The sequence below is a fragment of the Flavobacterium cheongpyeongense genome (genome assembly GCF_003202435.1).
Lineage (GTDB): Bacteria > Bacteroidota > Bacteroidia > Flavobacteriales > Flavobacteriaceae > Flavobacterium > Flavobacterium cheongpyeongense.
On sequence record NZ_QJHK01000004.1, the window covers coordinates 149707 to 172848 of the forward strand.

Sequence of the window (23142 nt, forward strand, 5' to 3'; positions counted from 1 at the left end):
AAAAGAATCTAATAAAAAATTATTTTTTAGGATTTTGCTGCTGATAATAAAACGCAGGAACAAACAACAATATAAATATGGGCTGAATGATAAATCTTCTTACATAAAAAAGAAGCCAGTTTGCATCGGGATAATATTCTAAGATTACAAAAAACAATCCCAAAAGCAGTACTAAAAAAAACACATACAAAAATGCACTAAATTTCAGAATTTCTATATCCCTAAATAAGGTATAAATAAGTATTAATGATAAAACAGTGTTTAAAGCATAACGAAACAAAAGCCCTGCAAAAAGCTTAAAATTGTCAACGTAAGGAAATGGCAGTTCTTTAAAATCTGATTCAAAATAAGGAGAAAAAGGATCATAAAACAATTGATTTTCCAAAGCCCTGATGCTACCTAAACATGAGACAATCAGAATTGCTATTAGAATTTTTAATTTATTTTGGGCAAGTTTATTTAGCATATTTTGAAAATTTATTCACCCAAAAAACCCATAAAGCGAAAACCACTCCATAGATCATCAACGGAAAAAGAACACCGTGAAATAAATGTACCTTTTCAGGATAACGAAATAGTAAAATAGCTAATAACGCAATTCTGACAATATTTAGAATATAAATAAAAAGAGTTCCTGATAAAATAAACAAAAAAGTCGTTTTAAATTTTCTGGAAAAAGCAATTACAAACGAAATAAATAAAATTATGACACTTACAGCATTGCATCCTTCTACAATCCGAATAACATAATCATTATTATACCAAACCTCTAACCATGGATTTGATACACTTTTCTGAATAAAAACATCAGAATTAAATGCATGAAGTAACAAATCGACATTATAACCAACAATTCGTGTTATTTCGTCAACATCATCTGACTCAAAATGATTTAAATAGCTTTTATAAATTAAGGTCAGTAAAATATAAGTGGCAAAAAAAGTTCCTATGAAAATAAGAAAGGGTTTAAATTGTACTAAATATTTTTTCACGGGTATTTTTTTTCAAATTTATGTATTTTTTGAATTCAGCTTTAAATACTTTTGTATAAAATTTTCACATTATGACATTTCAGGAATTACAGCCAAAAATTTCAGCTATTGTAGCTGATACAAATACAGCCCGGGAAGAAAAATTACTGGCAGTCTGTCAGTTATTAAACGAAAATATTGACTACTACAATTGGGTTGGTTTTTACTTTGCCAATCATGATAACAAAACTTTGCATTTGGGACCTTATGTGGGTGCTGAAACGGATCATACGGTTATCCCTTTCGGAAAAGGAATTTGTGGTCAGGTTGCTGAAAGCAATGCTAATTTTGTCGTTCCGGATGTTAAGGCTCAGGACAACTATATTGCCTGCAGTTTTACTGTAAAATCAGAAATTGTTGTACCATTATTTGTAAACGGAATAAACATTGGACAAATTGATATTGACAGTCATGTTATCGATCCTTTTACAGAAGCAGACGAACGATTTTTAGAATTTGTAAATCAGGAAGTTGCTAAATTATTTTAAAAGCACTATTTTTATTAGAAAAGGATAGGATAAATGAAAAAATATGTATTCCACTTATTATATATCTTATTTTCTGTTAGCCTTTCTGCGCAAATTAATCTGATCTCAAAGAAAGTTTATCTTGACTCATTAGATCGTGAAGCAACTCCGGAAAATTACAGCTACACAAGAGTAATCACTAATTATTCTCAAAAAAGTGCGCGTTATGTTGTTACTGATTTTTATAAAAACGGAAGAAAAAAAATGACAGGTTCGTCATTAAACAAAGATGTTTTAATAAAAGACGGCGAATTTATTTATTACTACAAAAACAACTCAAAAGAAGCGGTTATAAATTATTCTGAAAATCACAAAGTCGGCAAAGAATTTAATTGGTACGAAAACAAAGATATAAAATCTGAAAAAGAGAATTTCTGGAATCCTAAAACTAAAACAACTCAAACCCATATTCTTAACTTCTGGACTAAAAACAAAGAACAAACCGTGACTAATGGAAACGGAGAATATGAAGACACTATCGGAGCTGTTACTGAAAAAGGAACTGTAAAAAATGGACTAAAGCAAGGCGAATGGACCGGAAAGGATACTGTACTAAAAATAACATTTATCGAAAATTACGACAAAGGAATTTTGATTTCAGGAAGCAGTACAGATGAAAATAATGTAAAAACTTCTTATTCTTCTTTAAATAAAAAACAGACAGTCAAAAACAGTCAGAGATAATAATTCAGTAGTTTCAAAATTATTTTAAAAACTTAAGCATATCACTATAAATAAATTATGAAAAAAAAACTTTTAATTGCATTGTTATTCTCTCTTCCTATTTTACTTCTTTCGCAAAATTCAACTGATAAAATCATCTATTCTGATTCGATTGGAAAAGACGCTTCAAAAGAAAATCACAGCTTTTACAGAATTATAAAAGATTATTATAACGAAAAGGATACCTATCAAGTTAAAGATTACTATAAATCCGGAGTATTAAAAATGGAATCTATTTCTAAAACAAAAGATGGCTATTCAAGAGAAGGTGAGTGTACACACTATTATGAAAATGGAAAGAAAAAAAGAACAGAAAATTATCTTAAATCAAGACTAAATGGCATTTTTTCAGAATGGTATGAAAATGGAAATCCTAAATTAAGAGCTGAATATGTTGAATCCGAAAAAGGATTTAGCTCCGATTTAAAAATTTATGATTTTTGGAATACCAAAAATGAGCAGATAGTTAAGAATGGAAACGGCACCTATGAAGAAATTGGCGAAAAATATGCTGCAAAAGGAAATGTCAAAAATGGATTTAAAGATGGTGAATGGAAAGGCATTAATGAAGTTACAAACTATCAATACACTGATATATATGATAACGGAAAGTTTATTTCTGGAAAAAGTATAAATTCTGAAGGCAAAGAAAGACAATACACTGTTTTGGAATCAAGACCTTTACCTGAAAAAGGAATTTCTGATTTTTATAAATTTATAGGCGCAAACTTTACAAAAACAAAAGAAGCAGTACTTAATAAAATCTCCGGAAGATTAGTCGTCCAGTTTGTAATTGAAAGAGACGGCAAAATCGTTGAGCCAAAAATCTTAAAATCATTAGGATACGGCCTTGATGAAGAAGCTATGAGAGTAGTAACCAGTTATGAAAACTGGATTCCCGGGCAGCAAAGAGGTATGCCAGTCAGAGTTTTATATTCTATACCAATAACAGTCTCAAATTAATAAAATAAAGAATCCCAAAATTATTCAAAAACAAAAATCAATATTCTTTTTTAGATTCTTTTATTTTTGTTTGATTTTTTTGTTTTTTTAATCTAATTTTGCACCCGTCTTACAAAAGATGTATGACATACATAAAAATCATTAAATAATATTGGAATGTATTTAACTAAAGAAAAGAAAGAAGAGATTTTTGCACAGCACGGTGGAGCAACAAACACTGGAAGCGCAGAAGGTCAGATTGCATTGTTCACTTACAGAATTTCACACTTAACTGAGCATTTGAAAAAAAATCGTCACGATTATAACACTGAGCGTTCTCTTGTACTACTAGTAGGTAAAAGAAGAGCTTTGTTAGATTACTTGAAAAAGAAAGAAATTAACAGATATCGTGAGATTATCAAAGTATTGAATATCAGAAAATAATCAATATATAAAAGAGGTGCGAGAGTGCCTCTTTTTGTTTTTACAATACACAAGTCTTACAGGACTTGTTACAAGAAAAAAGTTTGGTTTTTCATTGGGTTTTAGACAACAACTACACACAACAACAACTACAACACAACTAAAACCCATTGTATAATCAATTAGGAAAAAATTTATGATTCCACAATTATTTGTAGAAAAAATCGATTTAGGTGATGGAAGAAGCATCACAATCGAGACAGGACGTTTAGCAAAACAAGCTGACGGTTCTGTAGTAGTTAGAATGGGCGACACAATGATTCTTGCAACAGCAGTTTCAGCTCGCACCAGCAACCCAGGCGTTGATTTTTTACCATTAACGGTAGATTATCGCGAAAAATTTGCAGCAGCTGGTCGTTTCCCGGGAGGTTTCTTTAAGAGAGAAGCTCGACCAAGCGACAGCGAAGTACTAACAATGAGATTAGTAGACCGTGTTTTACGTCCGCTTTTCCCAGACGATTACCACGCTGAAACACAGGTTATGATTCAGTTAATGTCACATGACGAAACTGTTATGCCAGATGCATTAGCTGGTTTAGCTGCTTCTGCAGCATTAGCTGTTTCGGATATTCCATTTTACAACCTAATTTCAGAAGTACGTGTTGCCCGTATTAACGGGAAATTAGTAATCAACCCAAGCAGAGAAGATTTGGAAAAATCAGACATCGATATGATGATTGGTGCCTCTATGGATTCTGTTGCAATGGTTGAAGGTGAGATGAAAGAAATCTCAGAAGCCGAAATGATCGAAGCAATTAAATTTGCGCACGAAGCCATCAAAGTTCAAATTGAAGCACAATACCGTTTACAGGCTGCTTTTGGTAAAAAAGAAATCCGTACTTACGAAGGTGAGAGAGAAAACGAAGAAATTTACAAAAAAGTAAAAGAAGCTGCATACGATAAAATTTATGCTATTGCAAAAGTTGGTTCAGCTAAACATGAAAGAAGTGCTGCATTTGCTGAAGTAAAAGAAGAAGTAAAAGCTTTGTTCACTGAAGAAGAATTGGCTGCTGACGGTGATTTAGTTTCTAAATATTTCTACAAAACAAACAAAGAAGCAGTTCGTAATGTAGTATTAGAATTAGGTGTACGCCTTGACGGTAGAAAAACTACAGATATCAGACCAATCTGGTGTGAAACTGATTATTTACCAAGAGTACACGGTTCTTCATTATTTACACGTGGAGAAACGCAGGCTTTGGCAACAGTAACTTTAGGAACTTCCAGAGAAGCTAACCAAATCGATTCTCCATCTGAACAAGGTGAAGAGAAATTCTACTTACACTATAACTTCCCTCCTTTCTCTACTGGTGAAGCAAAACCACTAAGAGGAACTTCAAGAAGAGAAGTTGGTCACGGTAACTTAGCTCAAAGAGCTTTAAAAAATATGATTCCTGCAGATTGCCCTTATACAATACGTATTGTCTCTGAAGTTTTAGAATCTAATGGCTCTTCTTCTATGGCAACAGTTTGTGCTGGAACAATGGCGCTTATGGATGCCGGGGTTCAAATGGTAAAACCTGTTTCTGGTATTGCTATGGGATTAATTACTGACGGTGAGAAATTTGCTGTATTGTCTGATATTCTTGGTGATGAAGATCACTTAGGGGATATGGACTTTAAAGTAACCGGAACTGCTGATGGTATTACGGCTTGCCAAATGGATATTAAAATTGATGGTTTACGTTACGATATTATGGAGCAGGCATTAGCCCAGGCTCGTGATGGACGTTTGCATATTTTAGGAAAATTAACTGAAACTATTGCTGCACCAAGAGCTGACGTAAAAGCACATTCTCCAAAAATCATTACCAGAACTATTCCTGGAAACTTTATTGGAGCATTGATTGGACCTGGAGGAAAAGTAATTCAGGAGTTACAAAAAGCTACCGGAACAACTATCGTTATCAACGAGGTTGACGAGCAAGGTATTATTGAGATTTTAGGTACTGATCCTGCCGGAATTGAAGCAGTATTGGCAAAAATTGCTTCTATTACTTTCAAACCACAAATGGGAGAAGCTTACGAAGTTAAAGTAATTAAAATGCTTGATTTTGGAGCCGTTGTAGAATATACTGCTGCACCTGGAAACGAAGTATTACTTCACGTATCTGAATTAGCATGGGAACGCACTGAAAACGTTGCCGATGTCGTTAAAATGGGAGATGTTTTCCAAGTGAAGTATCTTGGACTTGATCCTAAAACTAAAAAGGAAAAAGTCTCTAAAAAAGCACTTGTTCCAAGACCTCCGCGTGAGGAGAAAAAAGAGTAATCAGATCTTAGTTTACTAAAGGTTTATTCATAGAAAACCCCAAATTCAGATAAATGAATTTGGGGTTTTTCGTTAAAAAAACAAATTATTTTATTACAATTTAACACAAATACACGAAATTTATAACATTTTTTTAATACTTTTGAAATAGCCAAAACAACTATTAAAACTATAAATCTTTGAAAAATTATCAAAAAAAATCTACATTACTTGTTTTATTTGGATTATTCTTAAGCATTTACTCAATTCACAGCCAGACCACTAATGACATCACTACCTATAATTGGTTTGATAAAACAATAGGGAGAAAAAATTTAGACATTGTTAATGGCATACCACATACTAATCCTTACAGAACTGTTGGAGGCAATCATTTGTATTATATTGATCAATATGAATTAGGAAATCTTACCTATGAAGGACAATCTTATTATAATGTAAAACTGAAATATGACATTTACAGAGACATTTTAGTTTTGAATCCTTTTGGTGAATCAGAAAATATTGGAGTTAATATTATTACTGCCAAAGTGGAATTTTTTTCTATTAAAGACAAAAACTTCGTTAACATCGATAAAAAAGATCCTACTGTTCCCGAATTTACACCTGGTTATTACGAAGAAAATAAAATCACACCTGATTTTATATTTTATATTAAACATCATAAAGACCAACAAAAAGTTGTTACTGAGGGTATGTTATTTTATACATTTAAAGAAAATACTTCATTTTATCTGAATCTAAAAAATAAAATATATCCAATAAAAAATAAAAACAATATTATTAAACTGTTTCCGGAACAAAAAAAACAAATCAATGGGTTTTATTTAATGAATAGAGAACTTAAGAAATCTGACGAAAATCAATTTATGAGAAATTTGATAAAATACATTAACAATTCTCTTTCAGTTCAAACCAAATAAAACAAATGAAAAAATTTATACTTGCCTTAGTTATTTTATTCTCATTTCAATTATCGGCACAAAACTCGAATGAGAAAATATCAATTACATTTAAAGATGACACTTTAGAAAGTGCTCTAAAGGCAATCGAAGCTTCAACTTCTTATAAATTCTATTTTGATCCGACTTGGGTTGGCTCAAATAAAGATTTGATTACCGGAACTTATACTGACATTAAAATTAATGAGTTATTGGATAAAATTTTAAGCAAAACTGATTTAAATTTTATCATCCTGAAAAACAAAGTGATACTAACATTAAACAGTACAATTCACGATGATTTGCCAGCTAATTATTTTCCTGATGCACCAATAGAAACTACAAACAAAGGAGCCAATTCTACTGATAATCCTGTTTTTTATCAACAATATGATTCATTAAACAGTTACAGCGTTACAAAAAAAGCTTCTATCGTTTTTATTGGCAAAGAAAATAAAAACTTAACGAAGAAAAATTTTACCATTTCAGGATCTATAAAAAATGCCGAAACAGGAAAACCTGAAGCTAATATCTATATTAAAGTAAAAAACAAAAACATTAGTACTTCTAGTGATTCTTATGGAAATTATACCTTACAACTTCCTATCGGAATAAATGTTATCGAAATAAAATCGCTAAACCATAAAGAAGTAACAAAAACTTTAATGGTTTATGACGATGGCACTTTTGATGTTAATATAAATGACAAATCAAATCAGTTAGATGAAGTCGTAATTAATAAGAAAGGGAAAAAACAAACCGAAACTACAGTTTCAGGTTTAGTATCAATTGACATTGAAGGAATAAAAAATGTTCCGTTAATTCTTGGTGAAAGAGACATTTTAAAAGTTGCAACTACTTTTCCCGGTATTAAAACTACTGGTGAAGGATCAGCTGGATTTAATGTTAGAGGCGGAAAAGATGATCAGAACCTGATTCTTTTAGACAATGCTGTACTATATAATCCTCAGCATTTTTTAGGCTTTTTCTCTGCTATAAATCCTTATACAGCAAAAAAAGCGGATATCTACAAAGGAAGTATTCCTGCCGATTTTGGAGGAAGATTATCTTCTGTATTTGATATTACAACAAAAAACGGAAATTCTGAAAAATTTTCAGGTGAAGGTGCTGTCGGACCAATTACGTCAAATCTTACGCTTAGTGTACCTATCGAAAAAAACAAATCAAGTATTATTTTTGGAGGGCGTGCAACTTACTCTGATTGGATTTTAAAATCTTTGGATGATGAAAACCTAAAAAATAGTCAAGCTGGTTTTTATGACGGAATCCTTAAATACAACAATGCAATTAATAGCAATAATAACATTGAGGCAACTGCCTATTATAGCCATGACCGTTTTAGTCTAAGTTCAGACTCTATTTACAAATACAGCAATAGACTTGCCTCTTTAAAATGGGATCATGCTTTTAACAAAAAAAGCAAAGCTGCCTTGATTTTTACAAACAGTGAATATAAGTTTAATATTGATTATGATACAGATGATATTAATGCATTTGATTTTGGCTACAAAATAAACGAATCACAATTGCAGTTAAAATTCAATTATTTACTTACTCCAAAACATACTTTATCGTACGGTATTGCCAGTAAATTATACAATATTTCCCCAGGATATCAACATCCTAAAAATCCTGATGCTACTTTAATTTCGAGAGATATTGAAAAAGAAAGAGCTTTGGAATCAGCTGTTTATTTAGCAGACAGTTTTAAATTTAGCGATAAATTACTAATTGATTTGGGTTTAAGATATTCTTATTACGCAGCTTTAGGAGAGGCTAACGTAAACACTTATCAAGATGGTTTGCCACTTAGTGACGAAACTATAACAGGAACAGAACATTATAAGAAAAATGAAGTTATAAAAACCTATGGTGGACTTGAACCTCGTTTGGCAGCACGTTATTTTATTACCGAAGATTTTTCAATAAAAGCCGGTTATGATATAACGAGACAATACATTCATCTTTTATCAAGTAATACAACACAATCTCCAACAGATACCTGGAAATTATCCGATACAAACGTAACTCCTCAAACAGCACAACAGGTTTCATTAGGTCTTTTCAAAACTTTAAAGGATGAAGAATATGAAGTTAGTTTAGAAGGATATTACAAAAAGTCTAAAAACATTCTTGATTATAAAGTTGGGGCACAAATCGTATTAAACGAGAATGTTGAAACTGAATTATTACAAGGTGAGGGAAAAGCATACGGGATTGAATTTTTATTAAAGAAAACAACAGGAAGATTAAACGGATGGATTGGATATACCTATTCTCGTACAATGATTAAACTTAACAGTCAGTTTAGTTCAGAAGTCGTAAATAATGGTAATTTTTTTCCTGCGAATTTTGACAAACCTCATGATTTGAGTGCTATTTTGAATTATAAATTTACAAGACGTTATAGTTTATCGACTAACTTTTTATACCAAACCGGAAGACCTGTAACATACCCAATTGGAACATTTCATTATGGAGATGCAGATTATACATTATATAGTGATCGAAATGCTTATAGGATACCGGCCTATATTCGTTTAGATATTGGAATCAACATTGAAGGTAATCACAAAATAAAAAAACTGGCGCATAGTTTTTGGAATATATCTGTTTATAATGTCTTAGGAAGAAATAATCCATATTCAATTTATTTTGTTACTGATCAAAGCGGAAAAGTAAAGGGATATAAAACATCTATTTTCTCTATACCCGTACCAAGTATTACGTATAATTTTAAATTTTAATTCAGAAACAAATTATTTAGATTTTAAAGCAATGAAAAATCACAAACTAAAAAATATAATTGCCTTTCTTTTACTAGCTATTATCTGCAATAGTTGCACCGAGGCATATCCCCTTTTAGCTAACACTTATGAAGAAGCGATAGTTATAGAGGCCACATTGACTAATGAACTTAAAAATCAGGAGATTAAAATAACTAAAACTGCGAAGTTTGAAGATGAAGGAATTCAAACTGTAAAAGGGGCAAAAGTTATAGTGAAGGACAATCAGAATAACCAATATTTATTTGAAGAAAATTCTGAAAAATATATTTCTCAATCTGCATTTCAGGCGCAACCTGGAAGAGAATACACCTTAGAGGTAACCACTTCTGAAGGCAAAGTCTATCAATCAACTTCACAAACTCTAACAACCGTAAACTCCATCGAAAGTATTATTCCTGCTGTGGTAACAAACAGCAATAATGAAACTGGAATTCAAATTAATGTCAATAGTTATGACCCTGGAGCTACATCAAAATATTACAGATATGAGTATGAAGAAACATACAAAATTATAGCCCCTAGATGGGGAAGTCAAAAATTAGTGGTAACAGGCCCTGAAAGTATAGCTGTTGTTCAGAATTCCTCTGACAAGAAAACTTGTTACTCAACAAAAAATTCTACAGACATCCTTTTAACAAGTACAAATGATTTAGCAGAGGATCGAGTTAATTTTCCCGTTAGATTTATTAATAAAAACAATTACATCATTGGGCACAGATACAGTATATTAGTAAAACAATATGTTGAAAATTTAGAAGCTTATACCTTTCATCGAATAATGAGAGACATTTCAAGCTCAGGAAGTATATTATCTCCTAAGCAACCCGGAGTTTTAACTGGAAACATAAAATGTATTACAAATACCAACGAAAATGTAATTGGTTTTTTTGATGTTTCTACTGTATCAGAAAAAAGAATCTTTTTTAACTATTCTGATTTATTTCCAGGCGAAACAGGCCCTCCGTATTTTAACGAATGCGCTGACATTCCATTTAATTTTTGTTTTAGTGCATTGAGCCAACCTCCTTGCCAAGGAGAAACTATGATTTATAATATAGATCAAAATTTAATGACATATGTTTCAAACTTGGGGCAAAATTACATTATGGTTAATATAGAATGCGGGGACTGCACATCATTTTCATCTAACATAATACCACCATTTTGGACAGAATAAAACACCTAATTGTATTGTTTGTACTCGTAAGTACACAATTCAGCAACGCACAACAAACCATCACTTTAGATGAAACTGTTTACATTCACGCCAATGCTACTACATTTGTTTCGGGTGAAACTTTATTGTATAAAATTTATTGTTTAAAAGCAACAGACAAAACGCCAAGTAATATTAGTAAAGTTGCTTATGCAGAACTTGTAGACAACAATAAAAAATCAGTTTTTAAGACTAAAATTTCCTTAGAAAATGCAAATGGTCAAGGTGATTATTTTATTCCTACGACTTTAAAAACAGGAAATTATAAATTGATTGGTTACACTAACTGGATGCTTAACAAACCCGTTGCTGAACTATTTCAAATAGACATCAATATCATTAATCCTTATAAAACAACAGAAAAAGATTTAGGTGAAAATATTTTAAATGTGAATACTGAAGCATCAGGCAATACTGAAAATACGTCTACAAAAACAAGCAGCACTAATGAAAACATCAGCTTTAAATTCAATAAAAAAACATTTACAAATCGTGAATTAGTCGATTTAAAAATTGAATCTTCAAATGCAACTTTCGAAAATGGGAATTATTCTTTGTCAGTAAGAAAACTAGACAACATCCCATCAAAAAGCCAAATCACTGCTACAGATTTTAGCGTAAAATCATCATATCCAGTACTATTAGATTTACAGAATAACCAAAAAATAATTTTACCTGAGCTTAGAGGAGAAATTATTTCAGGAAAAATTTTGTCAAGAAATAATAATGATAAAATTGAAGACGTGAGCGTTTGCTTATCGCTTCCTGGCAAATCGTTTGCTTTTAAAGTAGTTAAAACAGATCGTGACGGAAATTTTATTTTCAATATAAGCAAAACTTATTATACGCCAGATATCGTTGTTCAGATTATTGATGAAAAAGCCTCCAATTACGACTTGATAGTAAATAATGCACCTGCAATAGATTATGCACAATTATCCTATGAGCAAAACAAAAATTTATCATACGTCATTAAAGAAAGTCTTTTAGACAGATCGATTTCCAGTCAGGTTGAAAATGCATATTATCATAAAAAGGCAGACAATATTAAGAAAACACCAACACTTGAAACTTTTTACTATCCTCTTGCTAAAGAGTATGTTTTAGACGATTTTACCCGATTTAAAACCTTAAAGGAAACTACAACTGAAGTTACTACAGAGATTTATCACAAACAAAAAGATAATAAACTATATCTGCATGTAAATGATCCAAGTGTTTTTCCTCAATTACCTGAACCTGCATTAGTTTTGGTTGATGGGTTATACTTAGAAAATCAAAATGATTTGATTAATTATAGTATGAAAAATGTTTATAAAATTGATGTTATCGTTGGAAGATATTATGCAGGTTCAAAATCTTTTAATGGTTTAATTAGTTTTACCACGTTTGATAAGGATTTTAAGAGCACACAAAGCGGAAGTTCAATAGTAAAACCTGTTGTATTAAGACCGCAACCAAAAAAAATATACAACAAAATCGAATATAGTAACTTAACTGATAACGCAAGAATTCCTGATTTTAGAAATCAATTATTCTGGAATCCGGAAGTTAAGTTAAACAGCCAAAGCAATAATTCATTTTACACTTCAGATCTTTCCGGAACATATGAAATAAGACTTGAAGGTTTCGCAAACAATGGATCGCCGGTTTCTTTAAAAGAAATTATTGAAGTGAAAGATTCAACTTCAAATTAAAACTCTAATTATTAAATAAAAAATTCCCGTTTCAATCCTTTCTGATATGGGAATTTTTATTTTTTTTCTAAACCGTTGTAACTTTTTAGACACCTCATACGTATAACCATTTGTACACTTTAAAAAAATAGGGAGACAACAACATGAGACAACTTAAAATCACCAAGCAGGTAACCAATCGTGAAACTGCATCGTTAGATAAATATCTACAAGAAATCGGAAAAGTTGACCTGATTACCGCTGATGAAGAGGTAGAATTAGCACAAAGAATAAAGGCTGGTGATCAAAGAGCATTAGAGAAATTAACAAAAGCAAACCTGCGTTTCGTAGTATCGGTGGCTAAACAATATCAAAATCAAGGATTAACACTTCCTGATTTAATTAATGAAGGAAACTTAGGTTTAATTAAAGCAGCTCAACGTTTTGATGAAACTCGTGGTTTCAAATTCATTTCTTACGCTGTATGGTGGATTCGTCAATCGATTCTTCAGGCTTTAGCCGAGCAATCGCGTATTGTTCGTTTACCTTTAAACAAAATTGGTTCTATTAATAAAATCAACAAGATGTATGCTTTATTAGAGCAATCTAACGAGCGCCCGCCTTCTGCTGAGGAAATTGCAAAAGAACTTGACATGACCGTAAATGACGTGAAAGAGTCTATGAAAAACTCTGGACGTCACTTATCAATGGACGCACCTCTTGTTGAAGGTGAAGATTCTAACCTTTATGACGTTTTACGTTCCGGAGAATCTCCAAATCCTGACAGAGAGCTAATCCACGAATCATTGCGTACTGAAATTGAGCGTTCATTAGAAACATTAACTCCAAGAGAAGCTGATGTTGTTCGTTTATATTTTGGTCTTGGTGACCAACACCCAATGACATTAGAAGAAATTGGAGAAACTTTCGACTTAACCCGTGAGCGTGTTCGTCAGATTAAGGAAAAAGCTATCCGTAGATTAAAACACACTTCAAGAAGTAAAATCCTTAAAACTTATTTAGGATAAAACATATTTGTTTCAGGTTTAAAGCTTCAGGTTTCTCAAAACAACTTGAAAGTTAAAACCTGAAACTATTTTAACGCAAACAACAGTTTGATTGACTGTTCGTTTTTTGATTGATGATTGAAACTCCGGCTGATTACCGGAGTTTTTTATTTTTTATAATTACCTTTGCAAAAAATAAAACTACCCGAAGAGACACTTCTGTGTGCCTCTAAATTAACAACTACACACAATGAAGAATACACTTATTGCGCCTTCTGTTCTTGCAGCTGATTTTGCCAATTTACAACGTGATATCGAAATGATTAACAACAGTCAGGCTGATTGGTTTCATATTGATATTATGGATGGAGTTTTTGTACCTAATATCTCTTTTGGAATGCCGGTTTTAGAAGCCATTTCAAAACATGCGAGAAAAACAATAGACGTACATTTAATGATTGTTGATCCTGACAGATATATCAAAACTTTTGCAGATTTAGGAGCTAATAATCTAACTGTGCATTATGAAGCTTGTACTCATCTTCACAGAACATTACAAGCCATTAAAGCTGAAGGAATGAAAGCCGGAGTCGCCATTAATCCTCACACCAATATTGATTTACTAGAAGATGTTATCAATGACATTGATTTAGTTTGCATTATGAGTGTCAATCCAGGCTTTGGAGGCCAGTCGTTTATTGAAAACACGTATATCAAAATTAAAAAACTTAAAGATTTAATTACCCGCAAAAATGCTTCAACGCTTATTGAAATTGACGGGGGGGTAACTAATAAAAATGCCAAACAATTAGTAGAAGCAGGTGCTGATGTTTTAGTTGCGGGGAGTTTTGTTTTTAAAGCAGAAAACCCAACAACTACTATTGCCGACTTAAAAGTCCTTACTGCTTTTTAAGTTTTTTAAATTAGGGAAAAAATCAATTCCGGTCATTTTTTCTAAAGCTTCAAGAGAAACAACAAACTCATAAATTCCTTTTTGACTTTTTTCATTCGGAATTAAAAAAGCAATTGCTTTATGTTCTTTTCCTGATTTAGCCAAAACAATTTTATAAAAATATTTAGGAACAGAAACTTCTTCTGTTCCTATTTTTTTATCAGAATCCTTTAACACACCTCCTGTAACTACATAAATATCATCATACTTACCAGCCCAATAACGCACTTTGTTTTCTAAACGATTCCAAATTCCACCATTAAAATCATGTTTTTGAGGCGATATATTTGAGGTGTAAAAGGTATCATCATAAGCCTTTTTGTCAAACTCCATATCACCTGCAGGACAAAGATGGCCTTTGTCATAACCTGATTTTTTATAATTTCTCCAGTCTGCAGATCCTGTAGTTACTTTAGGATCTTCAATAAAATAAGGTCTTTTGAAATCATTATTCTTTAAATATTCTTTTTTTAATTCATATGCTACCCATTCTGCCTGTTCAAATTTCTCATTGTAGGATAATGTATAGTAATCATGTTTTACAATTTGTCGTGTTGTCGAAGTGGGTAAATATGAAATCGTATAAACTGCTTGCGGAGGATTTTGTTTTGAAACAACAAAGTCATTTTGAACCAGAAGCATTTCTTTGTTTTGATTTCCATCTTTTTTACAAGAGATAATAAATAGTGCTATTAAAAATAAGAAGAGTGTTTTTTTCATTTTCAGGATCATATATTAAAAAAGCTCCATATAAATTAAAAATATGGAGCTCTGACTTCTATCTAAGTTCAACTAATTTCAAAAAATTAAGATTTAACAAGTTTATCTTTTTTTATTTTAGAAGAGTTAGTTTGTTTGTTAATATTGCTTTTAGGTTGTAAATCATCTAATACATTCAAAGCCTCTTCTACATAAACATCTTTTGCTAAAGCCTGATGCCAGGCTTCCCTTTTTTCTTTTAAAGACGCATCTTTAGCTATTTCAAGATTTTCATAGGGTAATGATTTAAAAACTAAATCATTTTTGTAATCAGCAATTGGTTTATATCTGTTCCCTTCGCTTTCTACTTGTTCTTGTGTGGCTTTGAAACTTTTAATATTTAGGCTATAGGTGTTTTCTTTGTTTTTAACATCAATCCATTTAGCATTATCTTCTATTAATTTAAATTGAGGATTCTGAGCAATCCTAAGTTTACTATTTGAAATCGCCTGATTAAAATTCTCGTTTGCAGTCCATATATTATAGTTTGCCGGATCAATTTTATCCCAAGGCATAGCATTGTCCATATCACGCTCACCCATTTTTAAATATGCGTAACGATCAGGCATTACTACATCGCTTTTTACCCCTTCCAGCTGTGTTGATCCTCCGTTAATTCTATAGAACTTTTGAGCAGTAGCTTTTAATGCCCCAAAATCTCCAAAATCACTATTTCGAACAAACTGATTTAAATCAATAACTGTTTGAACGGTACCTTTTCCATAAGTTTGTTTACTACCAATGATTACTCCACGTTTGTAATCCTGAATTGCAGCTGCCAGTATCTCAGATGCTGAAGCAGAGAAACTATTTACCATTATTACTAAAGGCCCGTCCCACTCAATTTTTTTATCTTTATCATACAAAACCTCTTTCTTTTTTCCAGCTGATTTTACCTGAACAATTGGACCTTCTTCTATAAACAATCCTGCAATATCAACTACAGTCGATAGTGACCCTCCGCCGTCATCACGCACATAAAGCACAATTCCGCTTATATTTTCTTTTTTAAGCCTCTCAACTTCCAGTGCAATATCTTTACCTGCGTCTCGCCCATCTTTGTTTTCAAAATCGATATAAAACTTAGGCAAATAAATAACCCCGTATTTTAGTCCGTTTTTCTCTACGATACTTGATTTAGCATACGTTTCTTCAATTTCAACTATATCCCTAATTATTGAGATTACTTTAATGGTTCCATCAACTTTTTTTACTGTAAGTCTTACTTCGGTTCCTTTGTGACCTTTAATTTTTTTCACTACATCATCAAGACGCATGCCTACCACATCCACCGGCTCATCCTTTCCTTGTGCCACTTTCAGAATTAAATCTCCTGCTTCAAGTTCTTTTCCTTTCCATGCCGGTCCTCCAGAAATCAATTCATCAATTTGGGTAAAATCGTTTTTCTTGGTCAAACGAGCTCCGATTCCTTCTAATTTTCCGCTAATATTTACATCAAAACGATCTTTTTCTTCTGGTGCAAAGTAGCTTGTATGAGGGTCAAAACGGGTCATAATAGAGTTCACATACACAGAAAACCAGTCTTGCTTATCCAGATCTTTTATTAAACTAAAATTATCATCTAATGATTTCAAAGAGCTTTCTCGTGTTTCTTTCTCCAAAACCTCAAAAGATTTTATTTTATAAGCCGGATCCGTTTTCTTTTTATCCTCTTCTAATTTTTGTTTAGTTACAAGAGATGAAAGGGTTGAAAGTTTAATTTGTTTTCTCCATCTTTCATTTATTTCAGCTGTATTTTTTGCATACGGAATCGTCTCATAATCGGCATTAAAAGTCTCATCTATATTATAATTGAATGGCTGTGCCAAAAGAACTTTATACCTTTTTTTGCTTTCTTCCATACGCTTCATTAATCTTGTATAGGTAAGATTAAAAAATGTCAAATCTTTATTAATGAACTGATCATCCAGCATTAATTCATATTGTCTGAATTCATCAATATCAGATTGAAGGAAAAATCTTTTGGATGGATCAAGAGCATCTATATAATCTTTAAAAATACCCTTAGAAAATTCATCATCTATTGGAGGTGGGCTATAATGCCCTTTTTCTATCACAAATGCCAGTAATTCCAAAAGCATTTTATCTTTGTTTGGATCCGGATCAATTGTTTGGTCTGCATTTATTTTGAATGCAAACAAAGTTACAGACAAGAATAATACGGCTATGAAGATTTTATAATTTCGTTTCATAAATTTAATAATAGCATTCATCAATTTTTTTTCTCTAAGTTATAGTAAAAACCAAGCCAATAAAGCTAAGAGCCCTATAATTTTTTGTTAAAGATATAAAAATCTTTCAATCACAAAAAGCTTCGATAATTTAGTTGACAAATTTTAATTTAATTGTTAGTATTCTAATAAAATCTGTTCCTACATTTGCCTTCAAAATCTTATATCCTCAACAATTTTTACCATGAAAAACAAAAAACCTTTAATATTAGTAACCAATGATGATGGCATTTCTGCTCCCGGCATCAGAACATTAATCGCTGTTATGGAAACTATTGGTGAAGTGATTGTTGTTGCACCAGACAAACCACAAAGCGCTATGGGACATGCCATAACGATCAACAACACAATATATTTAGACAAAATATCAAAAGAAAATGACACTATTACAGAATATAGCTGCTCAGGAACTCCTGTAGATTGTGTAAAACTGGCCGTAAATGAAATTTTGAAGAGAAAACCTGATTTATGTGTATCCGGAATCAATCATGGTTCAAATTCTTCTATAAATGTAATTTATTCAGGAACTATGAGTGCCGCTGTTGAAGCGGGAATAGAAGGAATACCGGCTATAGGATTTTCATTATTAGATTATAACTGGAATGCTGATTTTGAGCCAGCCAAAACATTTGTAAAAAAAATAGTCTTAGAAACGCTTGAAAAAAAATTACCTCAAGGTGTTATTTTAAATGTTAATTTTCCGAAGTTAAAAGAAAAAGAAATAAAAGGCATTAAAATTTGCAGACAGGCAAAGGCGCTTTGGGTAGAAAAATTTGACAAACGACAAACGCCTTTCGGAAAGGATTATTATTGGCTTTCTGGTGAATTTGTAAATCAGGACAAAGGAGACGATACTGACGAATGGGCGTTAGAGAATGGATATATTGCTGTGGTTCCTGTTCAATTTGACTTAACCGCGCATCACGCAATTCAACAACTAAACACATGGAATTTAAATGAATAAAAAAAACATACTCATTGGCTTTATTATTGGGATTTTCACTTCTTTGCTTGGAAGCTATTTATTCATTACCTTTTTTACAAAATTTGATGTTTCAACGGGTATTCAAACGATAAAAGAAAATGGTTATCTCGGAAAAGTCATCACGTTAGGAACTACTCTGGATCTTGTTGTTTTTGCTTTTTTACTAAAAAAAGATAAAGAACTGATGGCTGGCGGAGTCATTTTAGCAGTGATTATTTTGGCAATTTCAACTTTGCTGATTTAAGTTATTATCTTTGCATTACATTTTGCCTTTATCAAACTAAGGCAGGATTTCCTTTAAAATAAATATTATCTACGTATGAAATATTATATTATTGCAGGCGAAGCATCGGGTGATCTTCACGGGGCTAATTTGATGAAAGCGCTATATAAAGAAGATCCAGATGCTGAAATTAAATTTTGGGGCGGAGATTTAATGCAAAAGGCAGGAGGGATTTTGGTAAAACATTATCGGGAATTGGCTTTCATGGGTTTTGTCGAAGTACTTTTTAACTTAAAAACCATTTTAAATAATATTAAATTCTGCAAAAAAGATATTTCAGAATTCCAGCCGGATGTTGTTATTTTTATTGATTATCCGGGGTTCAATATGCGAATTGCAAAATGGGCTAAAGAACTACATTACAAAACCCATTATTACATTTCACCTCAAATCTGGGCCTGGAAAGAAAGTCGAATTATAGCAATTAAACGTGATGTTGATAAGATGTTTGTGATTTTACCTTTCGAAAAAAACTTTTACGAAGACAAACATCATTTTCCTGTAGAATTTGTAGGTCATCCGCTAATTGATGCCATCCAGAACCAGCCTGCTTTTGATGAAGCTATTTTTAGAAAAAACAATCAACTAAACGAAAAACCTATCATTGCGGTTTTACCGGGAAGTCGTAAACAGGAGATTACAAAAATGCTAAGTGTGATGCTAAGTGTGGTTGAAAACTTTAAAGATTATCAATTTGTAATTGCAGGGGCACCAAGTCAGGATTTTGAATTTTACCAACAGTTCATTTTAAATAAAAACATCAAATTCATTTCGAATAAAACGTATGATTTACTTCGATCTTCAACAGCAGCTTTAGTAACTTCAGGAACAGCAACTTTAGAAACTGCACTTTTTAAAGTTCCGGAAGTTGTTTGTTATAAAGGAAGCTGGGCATCTTATCAAATTGCAAAACGTATTATTACACTAAAATACATTTCACTGGTTAATTTAATCATGGATAAAGAAGTAGTAACCGAATTGATTCAAAATGATTGTAACACAAAAAGCATCAAAGAAGAATTACAAAAATTACTAAACCCTGATTATCGACAGGAGGTATTAAAACAATACGACATCTTAGAACAAAAACTCGGAGGAATTGGAGCTAGTACAAAAACAGCCAAACTTATTGTTGCAGATCTAAAAAAACAATAAAATCATCGTCCTGAAAAAAATAATTTTACTGGATTTTATTCTCAATTACATTAACCTCTTGTCAAACAGCTTCAAATACTGTAAACAAAGAGGCAGGACATGAAACAAAATATATTGTAAGCAATTTGATTGAGACTGCAACTGCTAACATTGTGTTCGTTATAAAGCAACCGGCACGACAAAAGCAGGTTTTGATTGTTCCGGTTTAGTTGTTTTACTTTTGGATCAGAAAATATTAAACTACCCTGAAGTTCATATGAACAATCGAAAGTTGGAAAAATAATAAAGTTTGATGATGCTAAAAAAGAGATCTAATTTTTTTTTAAAACCAATAGAAACAATCAAATTAATCATGTTGGGCTTATAACAGAAATTAGTCGTGAAGAACTAAATTTTATACATTCTTCTACATCTAAAGGAATGATTATTTCCTCTACAAAAGAACCTTATTATAAAAACTTATTTGTTCAGTTTGACAGAATAATTGAATATTTTTTTTCAAAAAAAACAAAATTTTCTTACATTTTTTTAATACTTTTATCTAATGAAAGTATTAAATTATCCTTTGACCAAAGTCACGATTTGTTTTATAATCGGAATAATATTCAGTTATTATACGCAAGCAGGTTTGTATTTTATATACCCTACTTTAGTCGCATTATTTGTATTTACCCTTGCTTACTTTTTATCGCATAAAAGGGATATATACCTCTCATTTTTTAGCATCAGCACCTATCTGACCACATTCTTTATTGGCTGTCTGACTTTATCATTCCATACAGAATCATTGCAAAAGACAAACTATACAAATTGTAAAAAGGCTTTTGAAAAACCACAATTTATAACGCTTTGTTTGCGGGAGAAATTAAAAGGCAATGAGTATAATGACAGATATGTTGCGTTAATCAGGCAAATTGAAAATCAAAAATACTCCGGTAAAACTATTATAAATATTCAAAAAGACAGCTTACCTAATGCTCTTATTATTGGAAATATAATTTGCTTAAAAACAACTTTACAAGACAACCCTTCACCTAAAAACCCCAATCAGTTTGATTACGGTAAATACTTAAAAGACAAACAGATTTATGCGCAGATTTATGCGACAAAATCAGAAATCAGCATTCACAAAACTATACAAAAAGATATCTGGTATTATACCGCAAAATTACATGCAAGGATTGTACACAATCTTACCCGAAACAATTTTAATCCCAGCGAAATGAATGTAGCTTTAGCGCTCATTTTAGGGCAAAGACAAGAAATATCACCGGAAACTATCCAGGATTATCAATTTTCCGGTGCTACACATATTCTTTCGGTATCGGGGCTGCATGTCGGATTTATCATGTTGTTTATTTCTTTTATTTTAAAACCTATTGGAAATAATCCAAAAGGTTCGCTTATAAAATTAATTGCCATCTTAACTTCACTAATTATATTTGCGGTAATATCAGGTCTATCACCCAGTGTGTTACGTTCAGTCGTCATGTTTTCATTTCTGGCAATTGGAACTTATTTAAGAAGAAGCGGAAATACCTATCATACCTTATTGGTTTCCATTCTCCTCATATTGCTTTTTGAGCCTTACTTTTTATTTGATATAGGATTTCAGCTCAGCTATCTGGCATTATTTTTCATTCTTTGGTTACAGCCCATATTAAAAAACTTATGGAATCCAAAAAACAAAATTATTATAAACATCTGGGATGTCTTAACTGTTTCGTTTGCAGCACAAATTGGTACATTACCACTGTGTCTATATTATTTTCATCAATTTCCGGGGCTATTTTTCATTACTAATATTGTTATTATTCCAATTTTATCATTAATTATGATTGTTGGAATAATAGTCATGATTTTAGCTGTCTTTAATATTGCACCACTATTTTTAATTCAAATCCTTGAAAAAAGTATTTATTTGTTAAATAAAGTTATTCATTTTATAGCTTCTTTTGATTCTTTTGTAATCCGAAATATAAGTTTCAATAATTACTATTTATTTGCATTTTACATATGGATAATAATTACCATAATTTGGATAAAAAAGCCAAAATTTTCAAAACTCATTGGGGTTCTGGTCTCAATAATTCTTTTACAGATTTCTTTTCTATTCACCAAAAAAAACATACAGAGCCAACACGAAATCATTGTCTATAACACCAAGAAAAAGACAATTATTTCTGAAAGAGATGGAGAGGATGTTACATTTTTTTGTAACGACAATGTTTTGAATAAAGCATCAAAAAACAACATTGTGAATTCTTATCTGGTTGGGAACTTTTGCAGATTAAAAAATGAAACAAAAATTAAAAACATGCTATATCTTAATAACAAAAAGATTTTCATTATTGATAGTTCAGGGATTTACCCACAAACAATCCAGCCTGATATTTTAATTTTCATTCAGTCGCCAAAAATTAATCTGGATCGAATTTTAAAAAGTTTGCATCCTAAAATAATTATTGCCGATGCATCTAATTCATACTCCATTCAAAAATATTGGAAAGCGACTTGTCTGAAACAAAAAATCCCTTTTCATGCAACGAGTGAAAAGGGATTTTATAAATTATTAAACTGAATTTATTCGCTTGGATGTAAAATAGCTTCCGATTCAGAAATCCATGCTTTAGCCCCACCTGGCTTGTATCCAATTTTACCAAGCGCCTGAAATGTTGTTTTACTTTTTCTAACTGATGCAATTGCAAAACAAACCTCTGGCAAATTTTCGACCCCAAATGCATTTTTAAGTCTGACATTTTGTTCTTTATCAGCATCAGACACATCAGTATCAGAAAGATCTAATTTCACTAATACAACATTATCCCTTGACCAGACTGCAAAATCTGGTGTTTTGAAGACTTCGTTTTGAAGATTATTTGGCGCACTTGAAGAAGTAAAAAAGATCAGCATAGGCTTATTCTCATCATTGCTTTCAGTTATAGCAGCATCCATGCTCGTTTTCCAAACTAGATTTTGGGCATGGAAAGTAATCGATCCTAAAAAGAAAATTAGCAGGAGTAATTTTTTTATCATAGTACAAAAGATTTGGTTTGTTAGCAAAACGAAATTAACATTATATTTTAATTATACAACAATTTTTAGGACAAAAATTATACAATATGTTT

20 protein-coding genes are annotated in these 23142 nt (G+C 31.6%); 15 read left to right on the forward strand and 5 right to left on the reverse strand.

Annotation, left to right across the window (positions count from 1 at the left end; translation table 11 throughout):
* Positions 1 to 19 precede the first annotated feature (19 nt).
* Complete coding sequence (locus DMB65_RS06395; RefSeq protein ID WP_110305826.1) at positions 20 to 466, reverse strand: exosortase F system-associated membrane protein; 447 nt, start codon at positions 464 to 466, stop codon at positions 20 to 22.
* Positions 456 to 992 carry an exosortase family protein XrtF gene (xrtF, locus tag DMB65_RS06400; RefSeq protein ID WP_110305827.1) on the reverse strand — a complete coding sequence of 179 codons (537 nt, stop codon included), beginning with the start codon at positions 990 to 992 and terminating at the stop codon, positions 456 to 458. Before xrtF ends, DMB65_RS06395 begins: the two co-directional genes overlap by 11 nt.
* Positions 993 to 1063: 71 nt before the next feature.
* On the opposite strand from xrtF, the gene DMB65_RS06405 reads away from it, so the two are divergent.
* The 11 genes from DMB65_RS06405 to rpe all read left to right on the forward strand — a co-directional run bounded on the left by DMB65_RS06405 (position 1064) and on the right by rpe (position 14541).
* Positions 1064 to 1519: a GAF domain-containing protein gene (locus tag DMB65_RS06405; protein WP_110305828.1), complete on the forward strand. Its 456-nt coding sequence runs from the start codon at positions 1064 to 1066 to the stop codon at positions 1517 to 1519.
* 33 nt (positions 1520 to 1552) lie between these two features.
* Complete coding sequence (locus tag DMB65_RS06410) at positions 1553 to 2242, forward strand: toxin-antitoxin system YwqK family antitoxin (RefSeq protein ID WP_110305829.1); 690 nt, start codon at positions 1553 to 1555, stop codon at positions 2240 to 2242.
* 57 nt (positions 2243 to 2299) lie between these two features.
* Positions 2300 to 3244 (forward strand): energy transducer TonB, encoded by a 945-nt coding sequence (locus DMB65_RS06415; RefSeq protein WP_110305830.1) that lies wholly within the window; start codon positions 2300 to 2302, stop codon positions 3242 to 3244.
* 156 nt (positions 3245 to 3400) lie between these two features.
* Positions 3401 to 3667, forward strand: coding sequence for a 30S ribosomal protein S15 (gene rpsO / locus DMB65_RS06420; protein WP_007804772.1), 267 nt, complete (start codon positions 3401 to 3403; stop codon positions 3665 to 3667).
* Between the two features lie 175 nt (positions 3668 to 3842).
* Entirely contained in the window at positions 3843 to 5978 is a 2136-nt protein-coding gene (locus tag DMB65_RS06425; RefSeq protein ID WP_110305831.1) for a polyribonucleotide nucleotidyltransferase, read from the forward strand.
* A 179-nt stretch (positions 5979 to 6157) separates the two neighbouring features.
* Positions 6158 to 6901, forward strand: coding sequence for a hypothetical protein (locus DMB65_RS06430; RefSeq protein WP_110305832.1), 744 nt, complete (start codon positions 6158 to 6160; stop codon positions 6899 to 6901).
* Between the two features lie 5 nt (positions 6902 to 6906).
* The gene (locus tag DMB65_RS06435; protein ID WP_110305833.1) at positions 6907 to 9687 is read left to right on the forward strand and encodes a TonB-dependent receptor; all 2781 of its coding nucleotides are present in this window, start codon (positions 6907 to 6909) and stop codon (positions 9685 to 9687) included.
* Positions 9688 to 9718: 31 nt separating this feature from the next.
* The gene (locus DMB65_RS06440; RefSeq protein ID WP_110305834.1) at positions 9719 to 10906 is read left to right on the forward strand and encodes a DUF4249 domain-containing protein; all 1188 of its coding nucleotides are present in this window, start codon (positions 9719 to 9721) and stop codon (positions 10904 to 10906) included.
* On the forward strand, positions 10894 to 12642 hold the full coding sequence (locus DMB65_RS06445) for a hypothetical protein (protein ID WP_165834887.1): 1749 nt from the start codon (positions 10894 to 10896) through the stop codon (positions 12640 to 12642). Before DMB65_RS06440 ends, DMB65_RS06445 begins: the two co-directional genes overlap by 13 nt.
* A 143-nt stretch (positions 12643 to 12785) precedes the next feature.
* Positions 12786 to 13649, forward strand: coding sequence for a sigma-70 family RNA polymerase sigma factor (locus DMB65_RS06450; RefSeq protein WP_007804760.1), 864 nt, complete (start codon positions 12786 to 12788; stop codon positions 13647 to 13649).
* Positions 13650 to 13878: 229 nt separating this feature from the next.
* The gene (gene rpe / locus DMB65_RS06455) at positions 13879 to 14541 is read left to right on the forward strand and encodes a ribulose-phosphate 3-epimerase (RefSeq protein ID WP_110305835.1); all 663 of its coding nucleotides are present in this window, start codon (positions 13879 to 13881) and stop codon (positions 14539 to 14541) included.
* On the opposite strand, the gene DMB65_RS06460 is transcribed toward rpe, so the two are convergent.
* Positions 14518 to 15300, reverse strand: coding sequence for a DNA/RNA non-specific endonuclease (locus tag DMB65_RS06460; protein WP_110305993.1), 783 nt, complete (start codon positions 15298 to 15300; stop codon positions 14518 to 14520). The two genes, rpe and DMB65_RS06460, sit on opposite strands and share 24 nt — an antisense overlap.
* 86 nt (positions 15301 to 15386) lie before the next feature.
* Entirely contained in the window at positions 15387 to 17573 is a 2187-nt protein-coding gene (locus DMB65_RS06465; protein ID WP_110305836.1) for a carboxy terminal-processing peptidase, read from the reverse strand.
* A 202-nt stretch (positions 17574 to 17775) separates the two neighbouring features.
* Between DMB65_RS06465 and surE the strand changes: the two genes are divergently transcribed.
* From surE to DMB65_RS06490, 4 genes are all read left to right on the forward strand, one after another.
* The gene (surE, locus tag DMB65_RS06470) at positions 17776 to 18555 is read left to right on the forward strand and encodes a 5'/3'-nucleotidase SurE (protein WP_110305837.1); all 780 of its coding nucleotides are present in this window, start codon (positions 17776 to 17778) and stop codon (positions 18553 to 18555) included.
* The gene (locus tag DMB65_RS06475; protein ID WP_110305838.1) at positions 18548 to 18820 is read left to right on the forward strand and encodes a hypothetical protein; all 273 of its coding nucleotides are present in this window, start codon (positions 18548 to 18550) and stop codon (positions 18818 to 18820) included. Before surE ends, DMB65_RS06475 begins: the two co-directional genes overlap by 8 nt.
* A gap of 75 nt (positions 18821 to 18895) precedes the next feature.
* Complete coding sequence (gene lpxB / locus DMB65_RS06480) at positions 18896 to 20014, forward strand: lipid-A-disaccharide synthase (protein WP_110305839.1); 1119 nt, start codon at positions 18896 to 18898, stop codon at positions 20012 to 20014.
* 544 nt (positions 20015 to 20558) lie between these two features.
* Positions 20559 to 22595 carry a ComEC/Rec2 family competence protein gene (locus tag DMB65_RS06490; protein ID WP_110305840.1) on the forward strand — a complete coding sequence of 679 codons (2037 nt, stop codon included), beginning with the start codon at positions 20559 to 20561 and terminating at the stop codon, positions 22593 to 22595.
* 2 nt (positions 22596 to 22597) lie between these two features.
* On the opposite strand, the gene DMB65_RS06495 is transcribed toward DMB65_RS06490, so the two are convergent.
* A complete protein-coding gene (locus DMB65_RS06495) occupies positions 22598 to 23050 on the reverse strand; it encodes a thioredoxin family protein (protein WP_110305841.1) in 453 nt (150 codons plus the stop codon).
* Between the last annotated feature and the right edge of the window lie 92 nt (positions 23051 to 23142).